The 24,811-nt window shown below is 53.5% G+C and carries 18 protein-coding genes; 10 read left to right on the forward strand and 8 right to left on the reverse strand.

The window, feature by feature from the left end; all coding sequences use genetic code 11:
• Nucleotides 1-35: 35 nt before the first annotated feature.
• The 8 genes from MXMO3_RS18190 to MXMO3_RS18225 form a co-directional block, all read right to left on the reverse strand.
• The gene (locus MXMO3_RS18190; protein ID WP_162889377.1) at nucleotides 36-3,164 is read right to left on the reverse strand and encodes an HYR domain-containing protein; all 3,129 of its coding nucleotides are present in this window, start codon (nucleotides 3,162-3,164) and stop codon (nucleotides 36-38) included.
• Nucleotides 3,165-3,288: 124 nt separating this feature from the next.
• Complete coding sequence (locus tag MXMO3_RS18195; protein ID WP_117397120.1) at nucleotides 3,289-4,989, reverse strand: bifunctional helix-turn-helix transcriptional regulator/alpha/beta hydrolase; 1,701 nt, start codon at nucleotides 4,987-4,989, stop codon at nucleotides 3,289-3,291.
• Nucleotides 4,990-5,172: 183 nt separating this feature from the next.
• Nucleotides 5,173-5,814 carry a cysteine hydrolase family protein gene (locus tag MXMO3_RS18200; RefSeq protein WP_117397121.1) on the reverse strand — a complete coding sequence of 214 codons (642 nt, stop codon included), beginning with the start codon at nucleotides 5,812-5,814 and terminating at the stop codon, nucleotides 5,173-5,175.
• Nucleotides 5,811-6,584 (reverse strand): N-formylglutamate amidohydrolase, encoded by a 774-nt coding sequence (locus MXMO3_RS18205; protein ID WP_027836177.1) that lies wholly within the window; start codon nucleotides 6,582-6,584, stop codon nucleotides 5,811-5,813. The genes MXMO3_RS18200 and MXMO3_RS18205 overlap by 4 nt, the downstream gene beginning before the upstream one ends.
• Nucleotides 6,585-6,594: 10 nt before the next feature.
• Entirely contained in the window at nucleotides 6,595-7,488 is an 894-nt protein-coding gene (locus tag MXMO3_RS18210) for a branched-chain amino acid ABC transporter permease (protein WP_027836176.1), read from the reverse strand.
• A 1-nt stretch (nucleotide 7,489) separates the two neighbouring features.
• Entirely contained in the window at nucleotides 7,490-8,209 is a 720-nt protein-coding gene (locus MXMO3_RS18215) for an ABC transporter ATP-binding protein (protein ID WP_027836175.1), read from the reverse strand.
• Nucleotides 8,210-8,228: 19 nt separating this feature from the next.
• Nucleotides 8,229-9,386, reverse strand: a complete 1,158-nt coding sequence (locus MXMO3_RS18220) for an ABC transporter substrate-binding protein (RefSeq protein ID WP_117397122.1) — start codon at nucleotides 9,384-9,386, stop codon at nucleotides 8,229-8,231.
• A gap of 28 nt (nucleotides 9,387-9,414) precedes the next feature.
• A complete protein-coding gene (locus MXMO3_RS18225; RefSeq protein WP_117397123.1) occupies nucleotides 9,415-11,193 on the reverse strand; it encodes a branched-chain amino acid ABC transporter ATP-binding protein/permease in 1,779 nt (592 codons plus the stop codon).
• A gap of 124 nt (nucleotides 11,194-11,317) precedes the next feature.
• On the opposite strand from MXMO3_RS18225, the gene MXMO3_RS18230 reads away from it, so the two are divergent.
• The 10 genes from MXMO3_RS18230 to MXMO3_RS18275 all read left to right on the forward strand — a co-directional run bounded on the left by MXMO3_RS18230 (nucleotide 11,318) and on the right by MXMO3_RS18275 (nucleotide 24,758).
• Nucleotides 11,318-12,169 carry a MurR/RpiR family transcriptional regulator gene (locus MXMO3_RS18230; protein WP_027836172.1) on the forward strand — a complete coding sequence of 284 codons (852 nt, stop codon included), beginning with the start codon at nucleotides 11,318-11,320 and terminating at the stop codon, nucleotides 12,167-12,169.
• Nucleotides 12,162-13,475, forward strand: a complete 1,314-nt coding sequence (locus MXMO3_RS18235; RefSeq protein ID WP_117397124.1) for a glutamine synthetase family protein — start codon at nucleotides 12,162-12,164, stop codon at nucleotides 13,473-13,475. The genes MXMO3_RS18230 and MXMO3_RS18235 overlap by 8 nt, the downstream gene beginning before the upstream one ends.
• 104 nt (nucleotides 13,476-13,579) lie before the next feature.
• A complete protein-coding gene (locus MXMO3_RS18240) occupies nucleotides 13,580-14,899 on the forward strand; it encodes an aspartate aminotransferase family protein (protein ID WP_117397125.1) in 1,320 nt (439 codons plus the stop codon).
• A gap of 156 nt (nucleotides 14,900-15,055) precedes the next feature.
• Nucleotides 15,056-16,297, forward strand: coding sequence for an ABC transporter substrate-binding protein (locus tag MXMO3_RS18245; RefSeq protein ID WP_117397126.1), 1,242 nt, complete (start codon nucleotides 15,056-15,058; stop codon nucleotides 16,295-16,297).
• Nucleotides 16,294-18,321, forward strand: a complete 2,028-nt coding sequence (locus tag MXMO3_RS18250) for an ATP-binding protein (RefSeq protein WP_117397127.1) — start codon at nucleotides 16,294-16,296, stop codon at nucleotides 18,319-18,321. Before MXMO3_RS18245 ends, MXMO3_RS18250 begins: the two co-directional genes overlap by 4 nt.
• Nucleotides 18,318-19,682, forward strand: a complete 1,365-nt coding sequence (locus tag MXMO3_RS18255; protein WP_027836168.1) for a sigma-54-dependent transcriptional regulator — start codon at nucleotides 18,318-18,320, stop codon at nucleotides 19,680-19,682. Before MXMO3_RS18250 ends, MXMO3_RS18255 begins: the two co-directional genes overlap by 4 nt.
• A 166-nt stretch (nucleotides 19,683-19,848) precedes the next feature.
• Nucleotides 19,849-21,183, forward strand: a complete 1,335-nt coding sequence (locus tag MXMO3_RS18260; protein WP_036223595.1) for an extracellular solute-binding protein — start codon at nucleotides 19,849-19,851, stop codon at nucleotides 21,181-21,183.
• 64 nt (nucleotides 21,184-21,247) lie between these two features.
• Nucleotides 21,248-22,981, forward strand: coding sequence for an ABC transporter permease (locus tag MXMO3_RS18265; RefSeq protein ID WP_027836166.1), 1,734 nt, complete (start codon nucleotides 21,248-21,250; stop codon nucleotides 22,979-22,981).
• A gap of 24 nt (nucleotides 22,982-23,005) precedes the next feature.
• On the forward strand, nucleotides 23,006-24,094 hold the full coding sequence (locus tag MXMO3_RS18270) for an ABC transporter ATP-binding protein (protein ID WP_027836165.1): 1,089 nt from the start codon (nucleotides 23,006-23,008) through the stop codon (nucleotides 24,092-24,094).
• Nucleotides 24,084-24,758 (forward strand): HAD family hydrolase, encoded by a 675-nt coding sequence (locus MXMO3_RS18275; protein WP_117397128.1) that lies wholly within the window; start codon nucleotides 24,084-24,086, stop codon nucleotides 24,756-24,758. The genes MXMO3_RS18270 and MXMO3_RS18275 overlap by 11 nt, the downstream gene beginning before the upstream one ends.
• Nucleotides 24,759-24,811: the final 53 nt, after the last annotated feature.

A 24,811-nucleotide genomic window follows, 5' to 3' on the forward strand; every position in this document is an offset into this window, starting at 1 on the left:
TTTGCCTGCGGGCTGAAATTGTTGGCAACGCTTGGTTAGAACCCGACCGAAAGCCCAAACTTGGCACTGAGGGCGCGATAATTGGGGTCACCAATGCCGTCATAGGCAAGGCTGAAATCAAGCGACTGATTGGCATCACCTTTTAGCGTGAAGCCAAATTCCGTTTTGGCACGCAATTGCTCGCCTATGGTGCTGGCCCCATTTGCAGCGGCAGAGTCAAAGGTCCAAATACCATCCAGAGTGACATAGGGGGTCATGGTCCAATTATTGTCCAAGGGCTGCGACCAAGCGAAGGTGGTGCCGAATGTCAGATCGCCCAACCGTGTTTCTTGTTCTGCAATGGAAACGCCAAAACTGTTCACAAATGCATCAGTGCGCTCGTAGAAATAATTGAGACTAATATCGGGTCGCACAGTGAGCTGGTCCAATTCGACTTCACCAAACAAAGACGCGTTGAACAGGCCGCGGGTGGCGCCGAACTGATCTTCGGTGGTCCCGACCGTTGCGATATTGTTATAGGAACGACCAAGTTTTGCACTGATGTCGAGATAAAGATTTTCGCTGATCTCGCCTGTATAATAGGGACCGACCATAAAGCCCAAACCGTTGGTGTAAGCCGTGCTGCCGATCACATCCGCATGGGTGTAATCAATGGAAGCGCCAATGCCCAAAATGCTAGTTGGGGTGATCAAATAGTCAACGCCCATATGCAAGGTGGCAAAGCTGCCTTCATCAAAATCCGTTTCGAAACGGCTGAAGGTTGCCTCTGCCCAGGCGTCCCACTCCTTTGCCAATCCTTCTTCTTGTGAAGTGGGATAGTTCACCTCAATCGCATCATTGGCGACGCTGACGCCAACGGGCAGATGGCCGGAATTTGGTGCCTGATACCCCAGGACATTCAGGCCCCCGGGCTGTGGCGTTGTGCCTTGGACTCTGGCCAAGCGACGGCTTTGGCGGGGTTGGTTACCCACAATCTGGCGCGCGCGGCCATCGATGAAATTTTGCACTTGCTCAGATGTGTCAGCAGCACTGTTGACCATGGTGAGCGTGCAGACAATATTTTGGCCGGACACAAGATCAACCTGAACTTCATTTAGGCTTGGAAGCACTTGCCCGTCAGCGCTATCGCAGCTTGAGCTGGTGAGGACAAAGCCAGCGGGCAAGGCGTAAGTTGCTGCATAGCTGCCGGGGCGCACCAACATCTGGCCAGTTGTGCCGGAACCGCCAGTTACGTTGATGGTTTGATTGAATGCAGCGGCCGATGAGGAGAGGACAATATCGCCGTCCGCACTCGAATTTACGCGCACCTCAAGTGTACCTGGCGGAATGCGGGCCACGATCACATTAAAACTTTGGTCGACAAAGTTGCCTGCCGCATCTTCCGCCCGATGGGTGATTGTTGTTGTGCCAACTGGGAAGGCGCTGCCAGAGGCCAACCCACTTGTCCGCGCAACAGTGACGCTGCCGGAATTATCTGTGGCGGTTGGCGTGGGATAAGTCACGATCGCAGAGCTCTCATCAAAAGGAATATCAATATTGATATTGCTTTGGGTTGAGGTGAACACGGGGTTCTCACCATCGCCAACAGTGATGGTAAATTGCTTTGTATCAGAATTGCCCGCCGCATCTTCTGCGCGAACTGAAACGGTGGTGGTGCCGATTGGATAGGGGGAGCCTGAACTGAGCCCTGTCGTTGGCGACGTGGTGATGGTGGGCGTGATCGAGCCGTCGACAATGTCCACCGCACTTACGGTGAAATTAACAATAGCCGTGTCTAAACCCGGATCAGTTGTGGTCGTGATATCAGCTGGCACGGTGATGTCAGGAATCTCATTGTCATTCACCGTAATATCAAAAGTATCTGTGGTCACGTTGCCCGCGGCATCTTCTGCTCGCACCGACATGGTCGTGGTACCGACAGGAAAGGCGTCGCCTGAATCTAAGCCCGTGGTCGGGGATGAGGAAATGGTCGGGGTCAAGGAGCCATCAACATTATCCGTTGCGCTGGTGCTGAAGCTCACGACAGCATCGGCCTCGCCAGGATCAACTGAGACCACAATGTCTGAGGGCACGGTGACGACGGGTGGGCCATTATCAGTTACAACGACGCTAAAGCTGTTGGAGCCCACATTGCCAGCGCTATCTGTTGCGGTGGCGGTGACCGTTGTGGTGCCGACCGGGAAAGCATCCCCAGCGTTTAGACCTGTGGTCGGAGATGTGGTGATGGTTGTTGGAATTGAACCATCAACATTGTCGTTTGCCGAGGTGCTAAAATATGGGGTCCCGGTATTGGCAGTCGGGCCTGTATTTGCGGTAACAAGCAAAGGGACACTCACCACTGGGGCTTCATTGTCAACCACGGTGACGGTAAAGCTATCGGTGGTAGAATTGCCGGCGGCATCTTCCGCGCGGTAGGTTATAATCGTGTCGCCCAAAGGAAATGTTGCGCCGGATGCGAGACCTGCGGTGCGCGTTGGGGTCACCGCACCATCAATATTGTCATTGGCGGTTGGCGCTGTGTAGGTCACCACGGCCGTGTCGGCACCGGGATCAGTGTTGACACTGAAATTTGACGGCACGGTGAGAACTGGTGGTGTGGTATCGCCAGTGTAGCCACCAGATACGTTCTTACAACCGGAAGCATCATAATTGGGATCGGACACTGGGTCATAGGGATCAAAACTGGCTGAGGTAAAGAGTACCGCTCCGTTGGCCGCATAAGGCGGGCTGTTTGTGGAGGTTGTACTTTCAACTATCTGGACCCGGAAAGGGCGTTTTGTGGGCGCAACCACGCTGTCTGTGGAATTGGTGGAGGTGCCGATACGAACGGGAAAGCCGTATTGTATCGACGCCCTTGGGTACTCGTAAGCAAGGCCAAGGCTGGCAATAACATTATTGTCCGCATCAATAATACGCAGAACAGAATAGTCATAGGGCAATGCCCCCCCGTCTGTCCGATCGTTTGTTGTGGTTTGGAGTGTGTATTGCAGACTGACTTCAGCATCCGTACAGGCGGTGCCGGAGGTGCCTGTTGCGTTTTGGGCGCTGCTGGTCGTGATGCTGGTTACAGATGTCGCCATGGCCACATTTGAAAGCAACAACGCGGTTGCCGCGCCCAAAAAGAAACGTCCGGCCAGCTTTGACCTTGATCGAAGTTTCAACATTTTCCCCATCCAATTTGCTTAATCGGCGCTGCATTGATTGCGCGCGAAAACCAGCACGTTGAATGAGATGTTTCATGCCCATCCGAAGCCAACAATCCCCATTTGGGACCTATTGGCGAATAAACTATTCTGGGTTGGGTGCCGCCAGTAATGACCCGCGCCGAGAGGCCGGAGGCGGATTGAAAGACTGCGTCGGCGGGTCAAGCGCCAGCGGCATCATCCAGTCCCATTCGGCCAACATATGGTGATGTCCCATGCCGGGCAATTCATGCAATGTTGCATTTGGCAATTGGCTGGCCAATTGCCGTGCCCCGGCCAACGGCGCATGTTGGTCCTCTTTGCCATGAAAGAGCGTGATTGGCGTTTGGATGGCACCAAGATCGAACAATCTGGGTCGGGCGTGGAGTTTAATCTCTTCAATGAAGTGCTCAATTTCTGCATCATCAAACACATCCATCAAGCGCCGCGACCGTTCTAAGAAAAGCGGGCAGGTGAAAATGGCTCTCTCGTGCGCGCACTTCGCCAATCGCGCTGTTTTAGCATTAAACCCATCAATGTCTTTGCGCATCGATCGAGATAAGAGCGGCAAAACCCGTTCCAAAAGTTGCGGCCATTTGCGCGCCACCACATGTATGAGGTGGTAGGAGAAGTCCATCTCGCGCCAATTGTTGTGTTTAAATTCTGGATTGCTGGGTGACACCAGCATCATATGGGGGAACAGGTCAGGCCGCGCATGTGCGATGCCAAGGGCCGTGTGGGCACCATAGCCATGGGTCAGGACGGGCAGTTGCGAAAACCCCAATTCTGCAAAAAGTTGCCCGACATCCTCTGCAAGTTGCGCAAAGTCTGTCCAGATGGCTCCCGGCTTTGGGCGGGTTGAATAGGCCTGGCTGTTTGCGATCAAGCGCAAATTCATTTGTTTAAGCTGGGCCGACACCTCATTGTAATGACCGAGGCAATCCAATGTGCCGCCGCGGATCCCATCGATATAAAAGATCGGCCGCCCCGACTCCGGCCCCAAAGTGAAATAACGATAGGTACGCCCATTGGGCAACAGCGCAAAGCGCCGCAAGGCGCGCACCGGCTCGGTGGGTTGTGTCGGGGTTGGCAACAGCATGAGCGGATTCAACAACAAAGCGCGGATCAGCTTTGCCTGTGAGCTCTGCCCGGATTTGGAGAAGATGGACTTGAGATATTTGCGGCTAGTTTCATAGGTGATGTTGAGCGCCGCCGCCGCCTGCCGCAAATCAGTTGTGCGCAAAAAAGCGATCAGCAACTGCGTTTCAGCTCCGCTTAAATCATGTTGCGCGGCAAATCGATGGACCACATTGGTTAAGTCGACCGCGCGCGACAGCAACACATGATGGGCCGGGCTGGCGATGTCCAATTGCTGCGTTTGCGTGCGGGGCACTAGAATGTAGATGTGCGGGTGACCGTCGGTGGATTCCAGCCAACTCTCGACCGTGTTTTTGGCAACACAACGGGCCAACCGCGTACGCACATTTTGGGTTGCTTGCTGACCGCTTGCCCCATCCGTGTTGTAAACCACGGTGCCGTCGTCATCTATCAATTGAATATCTGGCCCGGCTTGCCCCAGCGTGTCCTGCACCCGCCGACCTGCCATTTCCGGGCCGACCAATTGTGTGTTTAACACATCTGCCCGATCAAAATGATCCAGCAATTCCTTATTCTGGGCGGCAATCTGTTCGGCGGTGGCCGTGCGGTCCACATGATCGGCCAGCCCAAGCACCAATTCCGGCCAACTGCCACCATCTACCAGCGATTGATAAATTCCATGCACAAGTTCAGAAGGCGCTTGATTCATGTCGATCAGAATTTCCCAAAAAATAGGGGCCGGAACGGCCCAAGAGTACTAGACATCGATTTCAGAGCCAGCCGCTTGAGGCAGTGGTCCGCAAATCAATATGGGCAAATACTAACCCAGCAGACCATAAGCCTCAATAAACCTAATCGATAAAGCACAATCAATTGAGAAATGTCGGGGCGGTTAGGCCCCTATTTCTTTTAACAAGTCATCCGTTGTGACCTGCCGACAATAGCCTTTGATGGTGTTGAGCGAGTTGGCGTGACGCTCTGGCGTATAGGTGGCGCACGCGTCGGTCACCTGCGTGACCAGATAGCCCAAATCGCACGCATCGCGAATGGCGCTTTCCACACATTGATCGGTGATGATGCCGGAGATGACCAATTGTTTGACGCCCAAATTGCGCAACACATAATCAATGTGGGTGGACACAAACACTGAAGACGAAGATTTGGGGAACACAATTTCGTCGTCGGTAGGGGCCAATTCGTCAATCACTTTGCCGTCCCAAGAGCCTTTGGGCACATTGAAGCCGGTGATTTTATAATCAAGCGAACGGTCGCGCCCATCAAGGGTCAGGCTTTCAATGGTGGTATAAAGCACCTCGATGTTCTTCGCGCGAAAGCCAGCTTGAAGCTTTTGCATGTTGGGCACAACATGGCTTTCCATCTGCTCAAAGAACCAACCATGTTCTTTTTCAAACTCATCATCGCTCATATCTTTAAACTCGCCGCCATTTCGTTTGGCCGCAAAGTTTTGCACATCGATAAACAAAAGCCCTGATTGAGCCGGTTCCAAGGGAATATTGCGTGACAAGATGGTCATAGTTTTGTTTCCAATAATTGTGTGGTGGCCTTGGCCAATTGCATGGCCCAGCGGTTTTGCCCCTCAGTATCTTCAATTTGATCATTGCGGATTTCAATCAAAGAATGAGGAATATTGTTGGTTTCGCCGTGCTGCGGCACAAACCAGTCGCTTTCATCATCAATTTGATAAGGCTCATTCATGCCAATGGCGAGGTCTGGTTGTTCTTGATGAATAAAGCTGGCCAGTTTGGTCGGCGTTGCCACATCGCCGCGATAGAGAAAAGCGAGGGGCCATGGCCGCGCTTCATCGCCCAATTGCGGCGTGAAGCTGTGAATGGACAACACCAAGCGAAAGCGCTTCGAGTGGATCGCCGCTTCGACCGCATGGTGAAAGGGCCAAAAAATCTCATCAATGCGTTGTTGGCGCGCCGTACGATCTAAATTCTGATTGCCAGGGATCGGTATATTGTCGGCGACTTCCGGCATGGCATCTGGTGCCTCGGGCGGGCGATTGCAATCCACCACCAAACGGCTATAGCGCTGCAAGATCGCCGGGGCATTGAGCAATTTGGCCATTTCCCGGGTGACGGCCGCCGCGCCAATATCCCAGCCGATATGCTTGTCCATATCGCTGTTGGAGAGCTGCAAGCCAAACAGCTTTTCCGGCACTTTTTGCCCCGCATGTTCGCACACCAACAATATATCGGCGTCGCCTTCGGGGTTAAAAAAGTCAATGGGGTTCGGGTCAGCGTCTGTCAAAAGACGCTGAGCATGTCTGTTCAAACTCATTTTGCGTCTCCTAGACTTTTTCGGCTTTCAACGAGGCGGCAGGCAAGAGGCCATTGGGGCGCATCAGCAACACCAGCACCACAAGGCCAAGGCCGATCGGGTCTCTAAATTCTTGCAATGCAGGCGGCAGGAAGGCCGCGAGATAAATCTCGATAAAGCCGAGCAAAAATCCGCCTGCTACTGCGCCGCGCAAGCTGCCCAACCCGCCCAAAATGGCGGCGATAAAAGCCTTGAGCACGGGGGTAAAGCCCATAAGCGGATCAACTGATGCCCGCTGGCTGACCCATAGGATGGCGGCCACACCAGCCAAAAGCCCGGAAATGGCAAACGCCCCGGCAATCACCGTGTTGGCGCGAATGCCCATAAGCCGGGCAACCGCAAAGTCTTCAGCGGCAGCGCGCATGGCGATGCCATATTTCTGCTTAGACAAAAAGCGATCCAAAAAGATCAGCATGATGACGGTTGAAATGATGGCGACCAGTTTGTTGACGCCGATCACCAAGCCACCAATGGTGATGCTGCCGGACAGGGCTTCGGGCAACAAAACCGGTTGCGAGCGCACGGAAATGAAGTTCTGGAATATCACCTGCAAAATCATCGCCACGGCAAACGAGGTGACCAGCATGGTCGCCCCCGAACTGTTGCGCACGGGTCTGAAGGCCACGCGCTCCATCAACACCGCGGCAAAGGTGGAAGCGAGAAGGGCGAGCGGCACGGCAAAAACAAATGAGATGCCCGCCAAGCCGCAATACATGAGCACATAGCCCGCAATGGTCATCAATTCGCCATGGGCAAAGTTGATCAGGCCCATAATGGAGAAGACCACTGCCAGACCTAGCGCCAAAAGCGCATAGGTGCCGCCAAGGGCGAAGGCATTGACCGTTTGTTGTAAAAAGAGTTCCATTTTACGCGCCCCCTAAATAGGCATTTTGCAAATTATTGCTGGCGGCCAATTCTTTGGCGTCGCCAGAGGTGGCGATCTGACCATTGGCCAGCACATAGGCACGGTTGGCCACTTCAAGGGCCATGGAGACGTTTTGCTCCACCACCAAAATGGTCACGCCCTGCTGGTTCAATGTGGTGATCAGTTCAAAAATCTGTTCGATAATTTTGGGTGCAAGCCCCAAGGACGGTTCGTCCAACAGCAACATTTTCGGGTTGCTCATCAAGGCGCGCCCCACGGCCAGCATTTGCTGTTGTCCGCCTGAAAGCGTGCCCGCAAACTGGTCGCGCCGTTCCGCCAAAATGGGGAAGAGCGTGTAGACCCGATCCCAAGCGGCAGCAATTTCTTGCGGGTCCTTCATGCCGAATGCGCCCATTTGCAGGTTTTCTGCGACACTGAGCGTGCCAAAAACGCGGCGGCCTTCGGGCGACAAGGTCATGCCCAAACCGGGCAACATTTCGGGCCGCAAATTGGTGATATTTTGTCCGTCAAATTGCACCTCGCCGCCAAAGGTGGGCACAAGCCCGGCAATGGCATTCAAGGTGGAAGATTTACCGGCACCGTTGGCGCCGAGCAGGGCAATAATCTCGCCCTGCTCAACTTCGAAATTGATCCCGTCAACCGCCTGGACCGCGCCATAGCGCACATCAAGCGAACGGACTTCTAATAGCGGTTGAACCATGATCAGTGCTCCTTAAGCCCTACTGCATCCGAGGCGCAGGAATGATGTCTGGGTTAGGTGAAGGCTGACCAATCAGCTGGCGCTCGCCATCCATAACCCCGATCAATGTGACTTCACGCACAGGCATACCGTTGGTGCCTTTGTAGGTGATCAGGCTTGTCGCGCCCTGCACATTTTCCAAATTGGCAATCGCATCGCGCAATTCTTGCGAGTTGGCATCTGGACCGGCTGCAAGGCTTGCCGCCTCAATCACTTTCGCCAAATCATAACCAATCGCGTTGAACACGGTTTGTGACTCTTCGCCATAGGTTTCTTTATACTTGGCGTTGAACTCAGCCATCGGGCTGTTTTCAGTTGGGTGACCTGCGGTGGTGAACACCAAGCGATCTGCTGCGGGCCCAATTGAGAACGTGGTTGGGCTATCGATGCCGTCAGAGCCAATCACCTGACTGGTCACACCCGCGGCACGCAAGGCTTTGATGAAGGATGGGAAATCTGGCTCGTAAGCAGATGTCATCACCACATCCGGCTGTGGGTCCATATTGGCAATGCGGGTGGAAATCGCAGAAAAGTCCTGCTGGCCGAGTGTATAGGTGTCTTTGCCCACAACTTCACCGCCCAATGTTTCCATCACATCCGCGAAGTAGAGCGGCATGGATGTATATTGGGTATCTGGCGAATAAACGATATAGGCTGTTTCCATCCCTTGGTCATAGGCCCATTGCGCAGACACAGTGGCTTGCACATTGTCGCCTGGGAAGTTGGCAAACATATAGTCGCCGCCGATCATCGGCAGAGTTGGCGATGACGCACAGGTTGAAATGGCCGGCACTTGCGCGCTGCCCACGATTGAAATGGCCGCCAATGATGGGTCCGCATCACAGGGCAGGATCAATACTTTGACGCCAGCATCAACCAGCTCTTGGGTGGCAATGGCGGTTTGTGCAGCGTCCGACCGCACATCCTTTTCCACCAACTCAATTTTGAGCGTGCCACCAATGCCGCCTGCTGCGTTGATTTCATCAACGCCCATTCGCAGGCCTTCAACAACCGGGCCGTCATAGTGCGCCAAGGCGCCTGTTTGCGCGGTGGCGACGCCCACTTTAAGCGTTTCAGCATAGGCGCTGCCGGTTACGGCCATGGCCAACATGCTGCTCATCAGCAAAGTTTTTTTCATGTCTTCCTCTCCTTTTATGACGGATCAGCTAGGCTGACCGCCCCAAATAGGCTTCCACAACAGCCGGGTTATTTCGGACTTCTTCAGGTGTCCCCTCAGCAATCATTTTGCCTTCGTTTAAGACCGCGACGCGGTCACAAAGTTCATTGATCAGTTTTAGATCGTGATCGACGATCAGGATGCCGATGCCCAACTCCGCGCAAAGTTTGCGCAGCGTTTCCATCAGATCATCTGTTTCTTCGCGGTTCATGCCCGCGGCGGGTTCATCCAAAAACAGCAAGGTTGGTTCGCAGGCGAGGGCGCGGGCAATTTCCACCCGGCGTTGATCGCCATAGGAAAGCGTACCGGAATCTTCATCCGCGCGATCCAAAAGACCCAACCGATGCAGCGCGGCGTAAGTGCGTGCCTCTGCGTTTTTGCCCTGGCGGGTCGAGAGCGCGGCCACATGCACATTTTGATAAACTGTCAAATCCGGGAACAGGCGGATATTTTGGAAGGTGCGGGCGATGCCAAAATTGGCGACCTCATTGGATTTGCGCCCGATCAATTCTGTGTCACCCAACTTAACGCTGCCCACTGTTGGTTTGAGCACACAAGACAGCATGTTCATCACCGTGGTTTTGCCCGAACCGTTGGGGCCAATCAGGCCAAAAATTTCACCCGGTTTCAGCGTGAATGACACATCATTCACCGCAGTTAGACCACCGAACTGCATAACCAGTCCACTTGCTTGCAGTTCGGTGTGCTCTTCAATCGGCTGAGATGCCGTGGGAGCATTCTGGGGTGAGATTTCGCGGTCGAACAGGCGTTCTTCCCATTCTTTAAGGCCGGCCAAACCATTGGCCTTGCGGAACATGGCGAACAGGATGATCAAGCCAATGCCGATTTGGGTGGTGCCGAAAATGGTGGGCATTTCAAACCCGAACAGGGTGAAGCCACTTTCAAATCGGCGCAATATTTCCGTGATCAATGTGATCACGACCGCCCCTGTGAAGGCACCTGTGACAGTGGACATGCCGCCCACAATCAACATCGACAACAAAAAGAACGTGTCTGTGAAATAGAATTTTTTCGGGCTGAAGGCCCCAAGGAAGTGGGCCAGCAATGCCCCGGCCAAGGCCATGATCATGGCACTGACGATGAAAGATACAAGGCGCTCTTTTTGAATATTGATGCCCACGGCGTTGGCGGCAATGGCATTGTCGCGCCCAGCGCGCAAGCGCAAGCCTGAGATTGAATCGCGGTAAAGCCGTGCGGCGATCAGCGCGATGACACAGGCGATGGCTGCGGTCCAAAGCGTTGTTTCGCGCGGCACGCCAAAAAAGGTTTGCGCCCCGCGGGTTACATCGCGCCAGCCAATGGTCACCCCGTGCACAATAATCAAAAGGCCTAGGGTGGCGATGGTTGCGGCTGACCCTTCAAGCCGACCGATAGCCGCCCCGATAATGGCCGCAACCACACCAACAAATAGCACGGCAATGAGGGTTGCCAGTACAAAGTCGAGCTGTGTGGTTGCAAGCCAGCTTGGGAGGTTAGGAAGGGTTGCCGTTTTCAAGGGGACGGGAAGGGTGAGCAAAGATGCACAATAGGCACCGATGCCCATAAAGCCCACATGGCCAAAGCTCAAAATGCCACTATTGCCGCTGTAAACGCCAATGCCAGCCACCCCGATCAGGGACACAAAAAAGACGATCATTGTGCGCTCAAGCGCACCGGAGCCGAAACTGGCGAGGCCGGCAATGGCCAATATCACCAAGAAAATCGCCGCAGATGCGAAAACAATATGGCGTTTTGGTGCTGTGATCATTTATTCTCCCCCACCAGGTTGGTTGCCCTTAGGATTTGAGAAAACTTTTTCAAAGTCAACACATAATTTTTTAATTGACGAATTTTTTTCATTTGCGATAATGGGCACTATTGGGAGGACAATTATGACGGTTCGCGTGCAAATTGCGGAAAAATCAGACGAATTTACCGCCAATGAGCGCAAGCTCAGCGCCACGATTATGGCCGACTATCCGTTTGCGGGTTTGGCGCCAATCCAGGTTTTGGCTGAGAAAACAAGCGTTTCCGCGCCGACGATTTCGCGTTTCGTCAATAAGCTGGGCTATGGGGGCTTTCAAGAATTTCAACAAGAGCTGATCGCTGAATTAAAGGAGGGGCAAAAGTCACCCGTTGATTTGCACCCCACACGGCGACAGGTCGAAGGCGACTATTTGCAAGGATTTTTTCAGCGGGCTGAGCAATTGCTGCACGACACGTGCGAGATGATTTCGGCCAGCCAATTTGAACGGGTATGCCAATTGCTGTCGGACGACAAGCGCGGCCTGTATTTGATTGGTGGGCGCATGAGTGACCCGATTGTCCAATATTTGTCGCGCCATTTGCGGCAATACCGCGCCAATGTGTTTCACCTGCCGTCTGATCCTGAAGTTTGGCCTGAATATTTGCTCCGCATGCGCCCCAAAGACATTTTGGTGACCATCGATTTTCGGCGTTATCAAAAATCACTCGCCGAACTGGCACAAATGGCGGTGCACAATCGCGGGGCCCGCGTGGTTTTGGTGACCGACAAATGGATGTCGCCCATTTCCAAAGACGCACAAGAAGTTTTGCCGGTGCCCATTGATAGCGGCACCGTGTGGGACAGCTACACCGCTGCATTGGCCCTGGTAGAGGCCATTGTTGCCCGCGTAACCGAAACCAATTGGGACCAAACCCGAAACCGCATCGAAGCCTGGGATGCGGCACGACTGAATTTTGAAGGAAAACGACATGAATAGAAGCCCACTCATTTTCGCCGCAACCTGTGATCCTTCCGGTCAAGTCCGGGGCAAGGCATTTCCGGCGACCGAGCGGGAAAGCCGGATGAACAAGGGCGTCGGATGGGTGCCAACCAACAGCCTGATCACGTGTTTTGATACCATTGCCCCATCACCATTTGGCGCGCTGGGCGACACTGTAATTATCCCCGATGAAACGGCTGAAATCAGTGTGAATTTTGGCACCGACGCCCCAAGTGAGCGGCTGGCGCTGGGCGATATTTGCAACCTCGACGGCACACCATGGGCCTTGTGTCCGCGCTCAATTCTTCAATCGGCCCTTGATCGGTTGGATCGGGTCGCCGGCCTTCAGGTTAACACCGCGTTTGAGCATGAATTTCAAATGCCGGACTTGGATCTACAGCCCGGCGAGGCCTTCAACTACGGCGCTTTTGCCAAAAATCGCGACTTTGGTGAGGCCCTTGTGGCAGCGATGGGCGACGCCGGAATCACACCGGACACCTTTTTGAAAGAATATGGCGCGCGTCAATTTGAAGTGACAAACGCACCATCGCAGGGCAAAACCGCAGCCGATTGGGCGGTGTTGCTGCGCGAACTCACCAAGCGCCTGGCGCATATGATGGGTCATCACGCCAGCTTTGTGCCGATTATCGATCCGGATGGGGTGGGCAATGGCGTGCATATCCACATCAGTTTCTTGGACCAACAAGGTGCCCCCGCCACCTATGACAAAGCCCATCCATTTGGCATGAGCCAAAAAACCGGGTCGTTTATCGCCGGTATTTTGAAATATCTGGATAGCTTTTTGGCATTGACCGCACCGAGCGACATTTCCTACATGCGGCTCACCCCGCATCGCTGGAGCGCTGCCTATAATAATTTGGGCTATCATGACCGGGAAGCCGCCGTGCGGATATGTCCGGTGACGGCGACCAGCGAGAAGAAAATCGCCAAGCAATATAACTTTGAATTCCGCGCAGCAGACGCCGCCGCGTCGCCCTATTTGGCGATGGCTGCACTTGTGCATGCGGGTGCGCAAGGCATCGAAGATAAACTGCCGATTCCCGAAGTCGGGCAGGAGGATTTGTCCGAATTGGATGCACAGACTTTGGAAGCGCGGGGCTATATCCGGCTGCCCCAATCCCTGAGCGAAGCACTTGACCGTTTTGAAGAAAATGACACGGTTCGCTCGTGGTTTGATCCACAGTTTAGCGACGTTTATCTGGCCATCAAACGTGCGGAGATCGAGCATGTAAAGAACATGTCTGATGTGGAGAAATGCCATCTTTATTCAAAGGTCTACTGATCTTCGCAGCGCCTGATCGAAACCCAGAATGATTTGATTGGTCCAGCAGGACAGTCTGCGCGGCGCGTTCACGACATAAGACCAATCTGACGAATGGAGCGAGCATGACCGACACATCACTTTTTGCGCGCGATGGAGCAGCCTTGTCGCCACTTCAAAAGCTGCGGTTCTTTCCACTTGCTGTCACAGGCGGCGCGGGAAGTGTGCTGATCGAGGAGGGCGGACGGGAACTGTTGGACCTGTCCGCATCCTGGGGTGCCGCAAGCCTTGGGCACAGTCATCCGGCCATCCGCGCAGCTGTCGATCGGGCACTGGCCAATCAAGCTGGCGCATCGATCCTTTCGGGCACAAATGCGCCCGCCGTAGACTTGGCCGAAACCTTGTTGAGATTGACGCCGGGGGCGAATGATCGCCGCGTGTGGCTCGGGCATTCCGGCAGTGATGCAAATGAAACTGTTGCACGGGTTGTTCCAGCGGCAACGGGGCGGTCCCGCATTATGGCATTTTCGGGCGCCTACCACGGCGGCACGCAGGGGTCGATGTCCGTTTCAGGGCACACCGCGCAGGAAGGCGCGACAAAGGCCGGCGGCCTGACGCTGGTGCCATATCCTGATCCCTTCCGCCCGTTTGAAGGCGACCCTTCTGGCGAAGCCTTACTGGCACATATTGAACATCTACTCGCGACCAGCTGTCCCGGCGACGAGGTCGCCTGCTTCTTTATGGAACCGATCCAGGCCGATGGCGGTTTGATCGTTCCCCCCGAGGGTTTCCTGGCGCGGCTATCGAAATTGTGCGCGCATTACGGGATATTGACGGTTTGCGACGAGGTCAAAGTGGGGCTTGGGCGAACCGGTATTATGCACTGTTTTGAGCATGAGGGCTTTGTGCCGGATATTGTCGTGTTCGGCAAAGGGTTGGGCGGCGGCTTGCCAATCTCGGCCGTCATCGGTCCATCTTGGATCATGGACCATCAACCAGCGTTCTCGATGCAAACACTTCATGGCAACCCCATTTGTGCATCAGCAGCAATGGCTGTGCTCACGACCATTCAAACGGACGATCTAGCTTCAAGAGCGCAGGAAACCGGCAACATCCTTATGGACGAGATTTCTCGTGCGACATCGCAACTACCAGAAGTTGGCGATATACGCGGGCGGGGATTGGCCATTGGTGTCGAACTCGTCAAAAATGAAGATGGTGAGCCACACCCGGATCTGGCGCGAAAAACTGTTTATCGCGCATGGCAGCTCGGCGCCGTCTTTTATTATGTTGGCATGAACTCAAACGTGCTTGAATTGACGCCGCCACTCATATTGTCTGAAGCCGAAGCGAGAATTGGTGCTCGGATATTGGCACAGGCGATAAAAGATGTAGTAGCAGGCAAAATCAGTGACAAAGACGTAGCCGATTTTGCCGGTTGGTGATTAGCGGCACTTGGCAGACAATTGTCGGTCTCAACAGCCGCTTTGCAAAACCTGACAGCACATAATGCTAGCGAATTGCATTTCGTACGCGGATGCAAAAATTTGCATAAGCGCTTGAGTTTAATGTATCACTATGGGCCTTAGGTGAGGAGACCCATGAGAGCAATATTGTTTATGATCGCCCTGCTGGCCGCAGTGTTGGGCGCGTTGAGTAGCGGATATGCACAGGCTCAGCAGCAGCAATTGCGTATTCTTACTTCCATGTCAGCGCGGGTGTTTGAACCGTTTGTCAAAGCGTTTGAAGCACAAAATCCGAACATCGATGTGTTGGTGCTGAACAAAAACACCAACCATGCGCTTGGCGAAGTTGCCTTGGGCAATGGGCGCAAGTTCGACATTTTTTGGGCCTCATCGCCGGAAGCGTTCGACATGCTCGATGATTTTGATCATCTGGCACCCATGGACGGCAAGGTGCACCATGCATTTGCCTTGTCTGCAGTGGGGTGGAGTTGGAAAAAAGATCATCTCGCAAAAGTGCCGCAAAGTTGGAATGCTTTGTTGGAGCGTAAATATGAGGGGCGCATTGGCATTGCGCGTCCGTCGCGATCTGGCACGACCCATTTGATCGTCGAACAGTTTTTGCAGGATCGCGGATGGGAAGATGGGTGGCAATATGTGCTGCAGCTTAGCGCCAACTTTGCCACCATCACCTCGCGCAGCTTTGGAGTAATTGACGGGCTGAAATCCGAGCGCTTTGACATTGGCCTCAATATCGACTTCTTGGCGATTTCTGAGGATGATTTGGCGTTTCAATATGGGCGGCCCGTGATGTTGGTGCCCGGACGCATTGCGAAACTGAAAGGCAGCGGTGCGCCCGAACTGGCCGATCAATTCATCAATTTTGTCTTGTCAAAAACCGGACAGCAAATCCTGCTCACCCCCAAAATCAACCGCATTCCAATCGAACCGGAAATCAGACAATCGATTGATTATCGCGCCTATCCGTCATTGGATGCGGCCTTGCGGTTGAGCTGGGCCTCTTATGACCCCAAATTAGCGGCGCGACGCTATTGGATGGTCAACGAAATATTTGATCAGTTTATCACCAATCAATTTGGCCGTCGCCGCACGATTTGGCGGGACTTGCGACTGATTGAGGACGATCCAGAACTGGCAAAAAAACATCGCGCAAAGCTGGACTTGGCCCGCACCTATTTGTTGACCATGCCGATTGCGGAACATGAAGTGGCGATTATGCAGCCAAGCCCAATGCCCGGGCCGGGCATGCGCTATGCGCCCATGACAGCGGAGCAAAAAAAGTTTCAAGTGCGGTGGCAATCGCAAGCGGAAATGCTGCTTGGCTTGGCTGAAAATGAACTGCGCGAGATCAAAGAATGAGTGCACTGAGTAAGGCACGCGATCGGCTATTCACCTATTTGCCCGGCGCCTACAGCGTGTGGGGCCGGCTGTTTGCGTCTTTCCTTTTAATCTCCGGCATCCTGTCGATCATCGCCTTTGCCGCGGTATTGCGCTTTACCGACATTAGCCAAGACATGTCGGAATTGGTGGAACAGCAAATGCCTGAAATCGTGCAGGTGAATGAGGTGGCGGCCGCGGTGACTGAACTGGCCGCGCAGGCGACCATTCTCAGCGAGCCGCGCTTGCGCAAAGATCGGCAAGCCTACCAGGAAGATTTGAACGCACAATTGTTGGACCTGTCGGCCACCATTAATCAAGTGCGCGATCCTGAACTGCTCTCAGCCCGCGATGAAATTGAGGCCCACATCCGGTTGCTGTTGCAATTCTCTGACCAACAATTCAGCCTTGAGGAAAATCTTGTGGCCAAAGCGGCCAGCTTGCGGTGGTTACAGGCTGATTTTCAATCGGAGATTTCGCCGCTGCTCCTCGATATTTCATTTAATATTGATAATGCTGTGTCGCGGATAGAGGCCTCACAAGGGGCAGAGGGCTTTCGCGATGCGTTCGATCTTTTGAGTGCCGAAAGCGAAAAACGGGACCTGGTGCAAGAGGTGGGCCGCGAAGGCAGCTTTGCCATCAACGCCATGCTGCAAGGCACAAGCGCGCAAAGCCGAGAGAGCCTTGCCCAATTCTCAGACATTACCCTTGAAAGTCTTGACCGGGCCAGTCGCCTGCTGGATGAATTGGGCGATGCGGACACGTTGATCACCCTTGATCAATCGCTGTCGGCGCTGCGCGAATTAGCATTGTCACCACAAGGCATTTTTGCCATAGCGCAACAATTGATTGAGGCCCGCGAAAAGGTGCTGCTTGAGCTTTCGGCGGCGCAAGAAAGTCTCTCCCAATTTCAACGGACCCTTTCCGAAACAGGCAACCAGCGCCGTGCCACCGCCATTGGCTTGGCCGATCAGGCCATTGCCGAAATGCAGGGGGCCAGCGCCAATATCGTGGCCCTGACCGTGACGGGTTTGATGGCCACCTTTTTCATTTTGATTTTTTATGTGCGTCGCCGCATTGTGGCCCGGTTGCAGCATCTTTCCGTTGCCCTGCGGGCCATTGCCCGGGGCGAATTGACCCAAAAAACCCATCCGGTGACGGGCAGCGATGAAATCGGGCGCATGGGCCATGCGGTGGATGTGTTTCGGCAATCGGTGATCGAGCGCGAGGAAAGCCTGCGCCGCCTGCAAAATGAAATTGTCGAGCGCGAACGCACCAATAAAAAGCTGCAACAAACGCAGGTGGAATTGGTGCAAGCGGGGAAACTTGCGGCCTTGGGCCGGCTTTCGGCGGGCATCTCCCACGAGCTTAATCAGCCCATCGCCGCCACACGCTATGCGGCCCACAATAGCCTCACCCGCCTGGCAAAGGGCGCGGATCCCCAAACATTAGAGAAACCGCTGCAAAAGATTGTGCGGCTCACCGATCGCATGTCCGCGCTGGTCAAGCAATTCTCGCACTTTGCGCGCCGCTCCGATTATCAAATCAAGCCAATCGCGCTTTATCCGGTCATTGAGCGAGCGATTGAAATTTTTCAGGCGCGGCTGGCCGAAAAACCGGAGATTCAGATCTCCACGCAAGCTGCTGAGCTGCAGCAAAAGGTGAACGGCGACCCGCTTTTGATTGAGCAAGTATTGGTCAATCTGATTTCCAATGCCATTGACGCCATCGACGAAACCCAGCAGAAGCACGGCAAGATCATCCTGTCCGGCCGGATGGAAGGGGACCTGTTTATGATCGATGTGATCGACAATGGGGCGGGTATCCCCGAGTTGGAGCACGATATTTTCGAACCCTTCGTCACCTCAAAAGATGTGGGCAAAGGAACCGGGTTGGGCTTGAGCATTTCATACACCATCGCCCAGGATTTGGGGGGTGTGTTATATTTGAAGAACAATGACGACAAAGGGGCCACGGCCACCTTGGGATTACAACGGGCATCATGAGCACTGCACAAAAACAACAAGTGATGCTGATCGATGATGATCAGGACCTTTTGGAAGAAATCGCTGATACGCTTGAGCTAGAGGGCCACAATGTGGTGACCTATGCCCGCGCAGATTTAGCATTGCCCCACATCACCAGCCAGTTTAACGGCGTGATCGTATGCGACATTCGCATGCCGAAGATGACGGGGCTGGAACTGCTTGATCATTGCACCCAACTGGATTCAAAACTGCCGATCATCATGATCACGGGCCATGGCCAAGTGGCGGAAGCAACAATGGCCATGAAGGCCGGCGCTTATGACTTTTTAGAAAAGCCCGTTGCGCCGGATCGACTTTTGACCACCTTAAGCCGGGCGCTTGAACGGCGGCAATTGGCGCTAGAAGTGCGCGCGCTTAAAGGCATGGTGGGCGAAAATGACCTCAGCTCCCGAATTGTGGGCAACGCCCCAGAAACCAACCAACTCCGCGAACAGGTGGCCGCGCTGACCGATCTGAATGTCGATCTGATCGTGCGGGGCGAAACCGGTACAGGTAAAGACGTGGTCGCGCGCGCCCTGCACGATCTGGGCCCGCGCAAGGCAGGTCCGTTTGTTGCGGTCAATTGTGCGGCGCTGCCCGAAACGCTGGTCGATAGCGCCTTTTTCGGTCATGAACGCGGCGCTTTTACCGGTGCTGATCAGGTTCATGTGGGATATTTTGAAGCGGCGAACGGCGGCACATTGTTTCTTGATGAGCTGGAATCCATGCCGCTCAGTTTTCAAGTGCGTTTGCTGCGCGTGTTGGAAAACCGCGAGGTCACACGGTTGGGGAGCCAAAAATCCTTGCCGCTCGATTTGCGCGTGGTGGCTGCGGTGAAAGGGGAGCTGGACGATCTGGTGGAGGAAAGCAAATTGCGCGCCGACCTGGTCTATCGCCTCAACATCGCCTCGCTGGAAATCCCGCCTTTACGGGCACGCCGTCCAGACATTGAACTTCTATTTATGCATTTTTGCGAGCGCGCTGCGGCGTTGCATCACCGAACGGTGCCTGTGCTCAATGATGAATTGCGGGCACGATTGTCCCGCCATAATTGGCCAGGCAATGTGCGCGAGCTTAAAAACACGGCGGAACGGTTTGTGATTGGCATGCCGCTGAACTGGAGCAAAGCCGAGCCTGACGTGTCGCAACCCACTATTGTGGATGCTGGCCTGGACGAGGCCGTGGGGAAATTTGAAAAATCTTACATTGAAGCGGCCATCGCCGCGTGTGATGGCAACATCACCCAAACGGCTGCTCTGTTGGATGTCCCGCGCAAAAAGCTCTATTTGCGCATGAAGAAATATCAAATTGAAAAAGCCGAAATTGACACAGATGAGTGAGTCAGAAAGGGGACAATGAGTCATTTTTGACACACAAATCCTGCACCTGTGAAATCACTAAACCTATATATTTCAATATCTTATCTTGATCTAAAACTTGGCACGCCGTTTGCAATGAAGGAGGCGCGGAGGATTCCGCATACCTAAATTCGGGAGGAAAAACGGTATGAATTTATTGCGTAATGCATTGCTTGCCAGTGTTGCTTTTGCAGCGACGGCAGGTACGACATCAGCAATTGCAGCTGAAAAGCTCGTTGTTGTCACCTCATTCCCCAAAACACTGACCACACCCTTTGAACAAAAGTTTGAAGAAATGTATCCGGATGTGGACGTTGAAGTGGTGAACAAATCAACTTCATCATCAGTGAAATACATTCAGGAAACAGCATCATCCAACACAAGCGACATTTTCTGGGCTTCGGCGCCAGACGCGTTTGAAGTGTTGAAATCAGATAATTTGCTGCAGCAAAGCGGTGTTTCAAACGAAAATATTCCGCCTGATGTTGCGGGCTATCCAATGAACGATCCGGATGGCTTCTATAATGGTTTTGCCGCCGCTGGTTATGGCATCATGTACAATGAGCGCTATTTGGACGCTAAGGGTCTTGAGCCTGCCATGCAGTGGGTTGATTTGGCTGCGCCTGAATATCACGGCCATGTGGGCATGTCTGCGCCATCGCGTTCAGGCACCACCCACCTAACGGTTGAAGCCGTGTTGCAAGGCGATGGCTGGGAAGACGGCTGGGCCAAATGGAAGTTTATCGCGGGCAACTTCGCCACCGTTACAGAGCGTAGCTTTGGTGTGCCAGATGGCGTTAACTCCGGCCAGTTCGGTTTGGGCATTGTGATCGATTTCTTCGGTCTTGCCTCAAAAGCTTCTGGTTTCCCTGTAGACTTTGTCTACCCTGAAACAACAGCGATCGTGCCGGCCAATGTAGGTGTTATTGCAAATGCACCTAACCCCGACACAGCAAAAGACTTCATTGCGTTCTTGCTGTCTGTTGAAGGCCAAGAATTGTTGTATCGTCCTGAAATTCGTCGTTTGCCGGTTAACATTGATGCCTATGCAAACGCACCAGAGAATTTCCCCAACCCATTCAACGGCACGATCAAAGCGTCTGTGAACTTTGACGTTGAGAAATCTGGCGCACGTTACAATGTGGTGAACTCCTTGTTTGACGTGATGATCACGTACCGCATGGATGATCTGCGTGAAGCCGTGCGTGCTGTGCAATTGGCTGAGGAAAAACTTGGTGACGGCAGCAACGCCGAAGCACAAGCTTTGATCGATGAAGCCCGCGCATTGATCGCGGAAATGCCAATCGATGAAGCCACATCAATGGACCCAGACTTTAACGCCATCTTCAAAACGAAGCGTAAAAAAGCTGAGGACGTTGTTGAAGGACGTCAGGCCGAAGTTGAGCAAGATTGGGATGCTCAAATCGTTGCCAACTACGCCAAGGCGAAAGAACTCGCCAATAAAGCAGCCTCAATGCTGTAACTGACCCAAAGATGCGTTGGCCCCATTCGGGCCAGCGCATGCTCTGGCACAAAGGTATTCCATCATGACTCATCAATCCGCTGGCGCGGCACCTGCACGCCGCCGCTTGACAGATGTGCTGTTTCCAAAACTCTCGGGCACGGTGCTCGCAGCCATCTTTATCGCAACGCTTTTGTTCGGCTTTCTTATTTTGCCCGTGGCCAAGGTGATTTATGTCGCCTTTGTCGATCCGCAAACAGGCGGCCTGACGCTTCAGAACTTTGGCGACTTTTTCAGCTCCGCCCTGTTCCGAGAAAGCTTTTTCAACTCATTCTACGTGTCCGCTATGTCGGTTGTGTTGGCCAGTGTCTTTGCTTTGCCTTTGGCCTATATCACATCCCGATTTGAATTTAGCGGCTCGATGCTTATTCAAAGCCTTGGCTTTATCCCCCTGATCATGCCGCCTTTTGTTGGCGCGATTGCCATGCAATTGCTGTTTGGCCGCAATGGTACATTCAATCTGCTGCTGGCAAATATGGGGATCAACATTCCCTTTATGGAGGGGCTAAATGGGGTGATTTTGGTGCAAAGCGTGCACTATTTCCCCTTCATTCTGATCAATTTATCGGCCAGCTTGCGCAACATTGACCGCTCGATGGAAGAAAGCGCCCAAAATCTGGGTGCGCACGGTTTGCGTCTGTTCCGCCGCGTGGTGTTCCCCTTGGCCGCACCTGGTTATTTGGCTGGCGCGTCGCTGGTATTCATCAAAGTGTTTGATGATTTGGGCACGCCCTTGCTATTGAACGTCAATAATATGTTGGCGCCGCAGGCCTATTTGCGCATCTCCTCGATCGGTATTTCAGATCCGATGGGCTATGTGATTTCCTTTATTCTTGTCGCCTTCTCAGTCTTCTCCCTCTGGGCCAGCTTCTTGCTGATGCGCGGCAAAGACTATGCCACCACACAAAAAGGTGGGGGCGGTTTGAGCCGTCGCAAGCTCTCAACCAAAGAGAATATTGCAGCCTACTCAATTGTTGTATTGATCCTGCTGTTGGTGCTTTCGCCGCATATCGCGCTGGCGCTGCTCGCTTTCGGTACCATTTGGTCCTATAGCCCGCTGCCTGATGGATACACGCTGGAAAACTTCAGCACCATGTTTAGCCAATCAGGTGTCTATATTAAAAACACATTGGTCTATGCAGGTCTTGCTGCGCTGATCGATGTGATCCTTGCAACCGCAATTGCCTATATCGTGTTGCGCACCAAGATCATTGGTCGCCAATGGCTCGACTATATGGCCACCGCGGCACTGGCGGTGCCCGGCGTTGTGCTCGGCATCGGCTATTTGCGGACATTTAATGATCTGGAAGTGCCATTGGTGGGCAAACCCCTTGCTTCATGGTGGGTGATCATCATGGTGGCGCTGACCATCCGGCGTTTGCCTTATGCCTTGCGGGCGTGTACCGCCGCGTTGCAACAGGTCAGCATCTCCTTGGAAGAAGCGGCTGAAAGCCTTGGGGCCACACGCTCCAGCACCATTCGCCGCATTGTTGTGCCTTTGATGTCCGGTGGTATTCTGGCTGGCTTTGTCACCAGCTTTGCCACCGCAGCGGTGGAGCTTTCTGCCACCATCATGCTGGTGTCGACCGACCAAGATGCGCCGCTGGCTTATGGCATCTACTTGTTTATGCAAAGCCCATCAGGGCGTGGTGCAGGTGCCGCCTTAGGTATCTTCGCTGTCATCATCGTTGCCGCGGGGACACTGCTGGCACAATACATCATTGATCGTGACCGGAAAAAACGGACGGGCGAGCGCTAAGCGCCGCCCCTGTGGAGGAAAATTATGACTTTATCACAAAAAAGCACAGCGATTTCGATCCAGGACGTTCACCTCTCCTTTGGCAGCACCAAGGTGTTGACCGGGGTGAACCTAGAAATCAAAGCGGGCGAGTTCTTCGCCTTTTTGGGACCATCTGGTTCCGGCAAATCCACTTTGTTGCGCGCCATTGCAGGCTTTGGCCCGCGCCCAAGAGGCAAAATTCTTGTGGGTGATCGCGATCTGGCGGGCTTGCCGCCTTGGGAGCGTAATGTGGGCATGGTGTTTCAAAGCTATGCGCTTTGGCCGCACATGACTGTGCGCAAAAACGTGGCCTTTGGCCTGGTGGAAAAGAAAGCACCGCAAAAGGAAATAAACGAAAAGGTTGAGGCGGCCCTATCCCTCGTCGGCTTGCTAGATTATGCCGAGCGCATGCCGTCTCAACTTTCAGGTGGTCAGCAACAACGCGTTGCGCTCGCTCGCACCATTGTGGTGGAACCTGATGTCTTGCTCTTGGATGAACCCCTGTCCAACCTTGATGCAAGCCTTCGGGTGCAAATGCGGCGCGAGCTTTTAGCGTTGCAACGCAAATTGGGGCTGACCACCATTTTTGTGACCCACGACCAAGAAGAAGCCAACACAACAGCCGATCGCATGGCCGTGCTGGACCAGGGCGTGGTGCAACAGGTGGGCACACCACAAATGTTGTATGACCACCCTGAAAACCTGTTCGTGGCCAACTTTTTGGGCACCGCCAACATTTTGGAAGGCAATATGGTCAAGGGGCCGGAAGGTTCAAGCATCATCTTGAAAACGGGCGAACAGATTGCCATTGATTCCTCAATTTTGGGCCAAGGCAATCTGGTGTTGCGCCCTCAAAACATCATGGTGCGTCCTGAAAACGCTAACACCGCTCTGCGCGGCAAAATCAGCCACCGCGAATTTTTGGGCGGGCAGGTGCGCTATTTGATTGATGTGGCGGACACACAAATGGTTGTGGATCAAAGCCACTCAATTGACCAACCGGTGATGGAGATTGGTGCTGAGGTTGCCCTCGACATAAATCGCAATAGCGGTGTATTCCTGCCTCAAAAAGAAGTGACAGATGCCGCATAAATATAAAGCCATCATTTTTGATCTCGACGGTACGCTGGTGGATAGTCTTGGTGACTTCCACCACGCGGCCCGCGTCATGCTCAACAGCATCGGCCATGCGCCAATTCCAGCGGAAGTGGTCAAAACATTTATTGGCAATGGGCAAGAAATGTTTATTGCCCGCTGCCTAGTGCATGTGGGGGCCAACCTCACCGCACAGCAATTGATTGATGCCACCAAAGTGTTTGAGCAGGCCTATGATGAGGCAGACGGTCAATATAGTCGGTTGTTTGACGGGGTAGAGGCTTTAATCCAATTCTTTAAAGCTGATGGGGCAAAAGTGGGCCTTTGCACCAACCGTCCGGTGGCCCGCGCACACAAAATCTTGGCCAGCTATGGCATCGCTGAATATTTCGATGAAATTGCGGGTTTTGAAACCACTGAAAAGCCAAAGCCCGCACCCGATCCAATTTTGCATTGTCTCAAGCAATTTCAATGTGCGCCCTCACAGGCTTTGTTTGTGGGCGACAGTGATGTGGACGCAGAGGCCGCGGATAAGGCCGGGGTGGAATTTGCGTTTCATACACAAGGATTTGGCAGCCTGAAATCGCAGCCCTGCCAGATATTGATTGATCATTATACAAAGATCGATTTTTTACCCACCAAAGAGGAAGCCCAGCCTTAGGCCGGGTTCGCTCTATGTTTCGATTTTTGTTAATGCGGCCCGCTGGTTTACGG

It is taken from the genome of Maritalea myrionectae, from assembly GCF_003433515.1.
In the GTDB taxonomy this organism is placed as follows: domain Bacteria; phylum Pseudomonadota; class Alphaproteobacteria; order Rhizobiales; family Devosiaceae; genus Maritalea; species Maritalea myrionectae.

Bases quoted from the DNA above. Each gene is read 5' to 3' on its own strand.
- MXMO3_RS18245 (WP_117397126.1), top strand. From the start codon at position 15,056: ATGAGAGCAATATTGTTTATGATCGCCCTGCTGGCCGCAGTGTTGGGC.
- MXMO3_RS18270 (WP_027836165.1), top strand. From the start codon at position 23,006: ATGACTTTATCACAAAAAAGCACAGCGATTTCGATCCAGGACGTTCAC.
- MXMO3_RS18265 (WP_027836166.1), top strand. From the start codon at position 21,248: ATGACTCATCAATCCGCTGGCGCGGCACCTGCACGCCGCCGCTTGACA.
- MXMO3_RS18235 (WP_117397124.1), top strand. From the start codon at position 12,162: ATGAATAGAAGCCCACTCATTTTCGCCGCAACCTGTGATCCTTCCGGT.
- MXMO3_RS18200 (WP_117397121.1), bottom strand. From the start codon at position 5,814: ATGACCATCTTGTCACGCAATATTCCCTTGGAACCGGCTCAATCAGGG.
- MXMO3_RS18190 (WP_162889377.1), bottom strand. From the start codon at position 3,164: ATGTTGAAACTTCGATCAAGGTCAAAGCTGGCCGGACGTTTCTTTTTG.
- MXMO3_RS18225 (WP_117397123.1), bottom strand. From the start codon at position 11,193: ATGATCACAGCACCAAAACGCCATATTGTTTTCGCATCTGCGGCGATT.
- MXMO3_RS18260 (WP_036223595.1), top strand. From the start codon at position 19,849: ATGAATTTATTGCGTAATGCATTGCTTGCCAGTGTTGCTTTTGCAGCG.
- MXMO3_RS18275 (WP_117397128.1), top strand. From the start codon at position 24,084: ATGCCGCATAAATATAAAGCCATCATTTTTGATCTCGACGGTACGCTG.
- MXMO3_RS18195 (WP_117397120.1), bottom strand. From the start codon at position 4,989: ATGAATCAAGCGCCTTCTGAACTTGTGCATGGAATTTATCAATCGCTG.
- MXMO3_RS18250 (WP_117397127.1), top strand. From the start codon at position 16,294: ATGAGTGCACTGAGTAAGGCACGCGATCGGCTATTCACCTATTTGCCC.
- MXMO3_RS18255 (WP_027836168.1), top strand. From the start codon at position 18,318: ATGAGCACTGCACAAAAACAACAAGTGATGCTGATCGATGATGATCAG.
- MXMO3_RS18230 (WP_027836172.1), top strand. From the start codon at position 11,318: ATGACGGTTCGCGTGCAAATTGCGGAAAAATCAGACGAATTTACCGCC.
- MXMO3_RS18220 (WP_117397122.1), bottom strand. From the start codon at position 9,386: ATGAAAAAAACTTTGCTGATGAGCAGCATGTTGGCCATGGCCGTAACC.
- MXMO3_RS18210 (WP_027836176.1), bottom strand. From the start codon at position 7,488: ATGGAACTCTTTTTACAACAAACGGTCAATGCCTTCGCCCTTGGCGGC.
- MXMO3_RS18215 (WP_027836175.1), bottom strand. From the start codon at position 8,209: ATGGTTCAACCGCTATTAGAAGTCCGTTCGCTTGATGTGCGCTATGGC.
- MXMO3_RS18205 (WP_027836177.1), bottom strand. From the start codon at position 6,584: ATGAGTTTGAACAGACATGCTCAGCGTCTTTTGACAGACGCTGACCCG.
- MXMO3_RS18240 (WP_117397125.1), top strand. From the start codon at position 13,580: ATGACCGACACATCACTTTTTGCGCGCGATGGAGCAGCCTTGTCGCCA.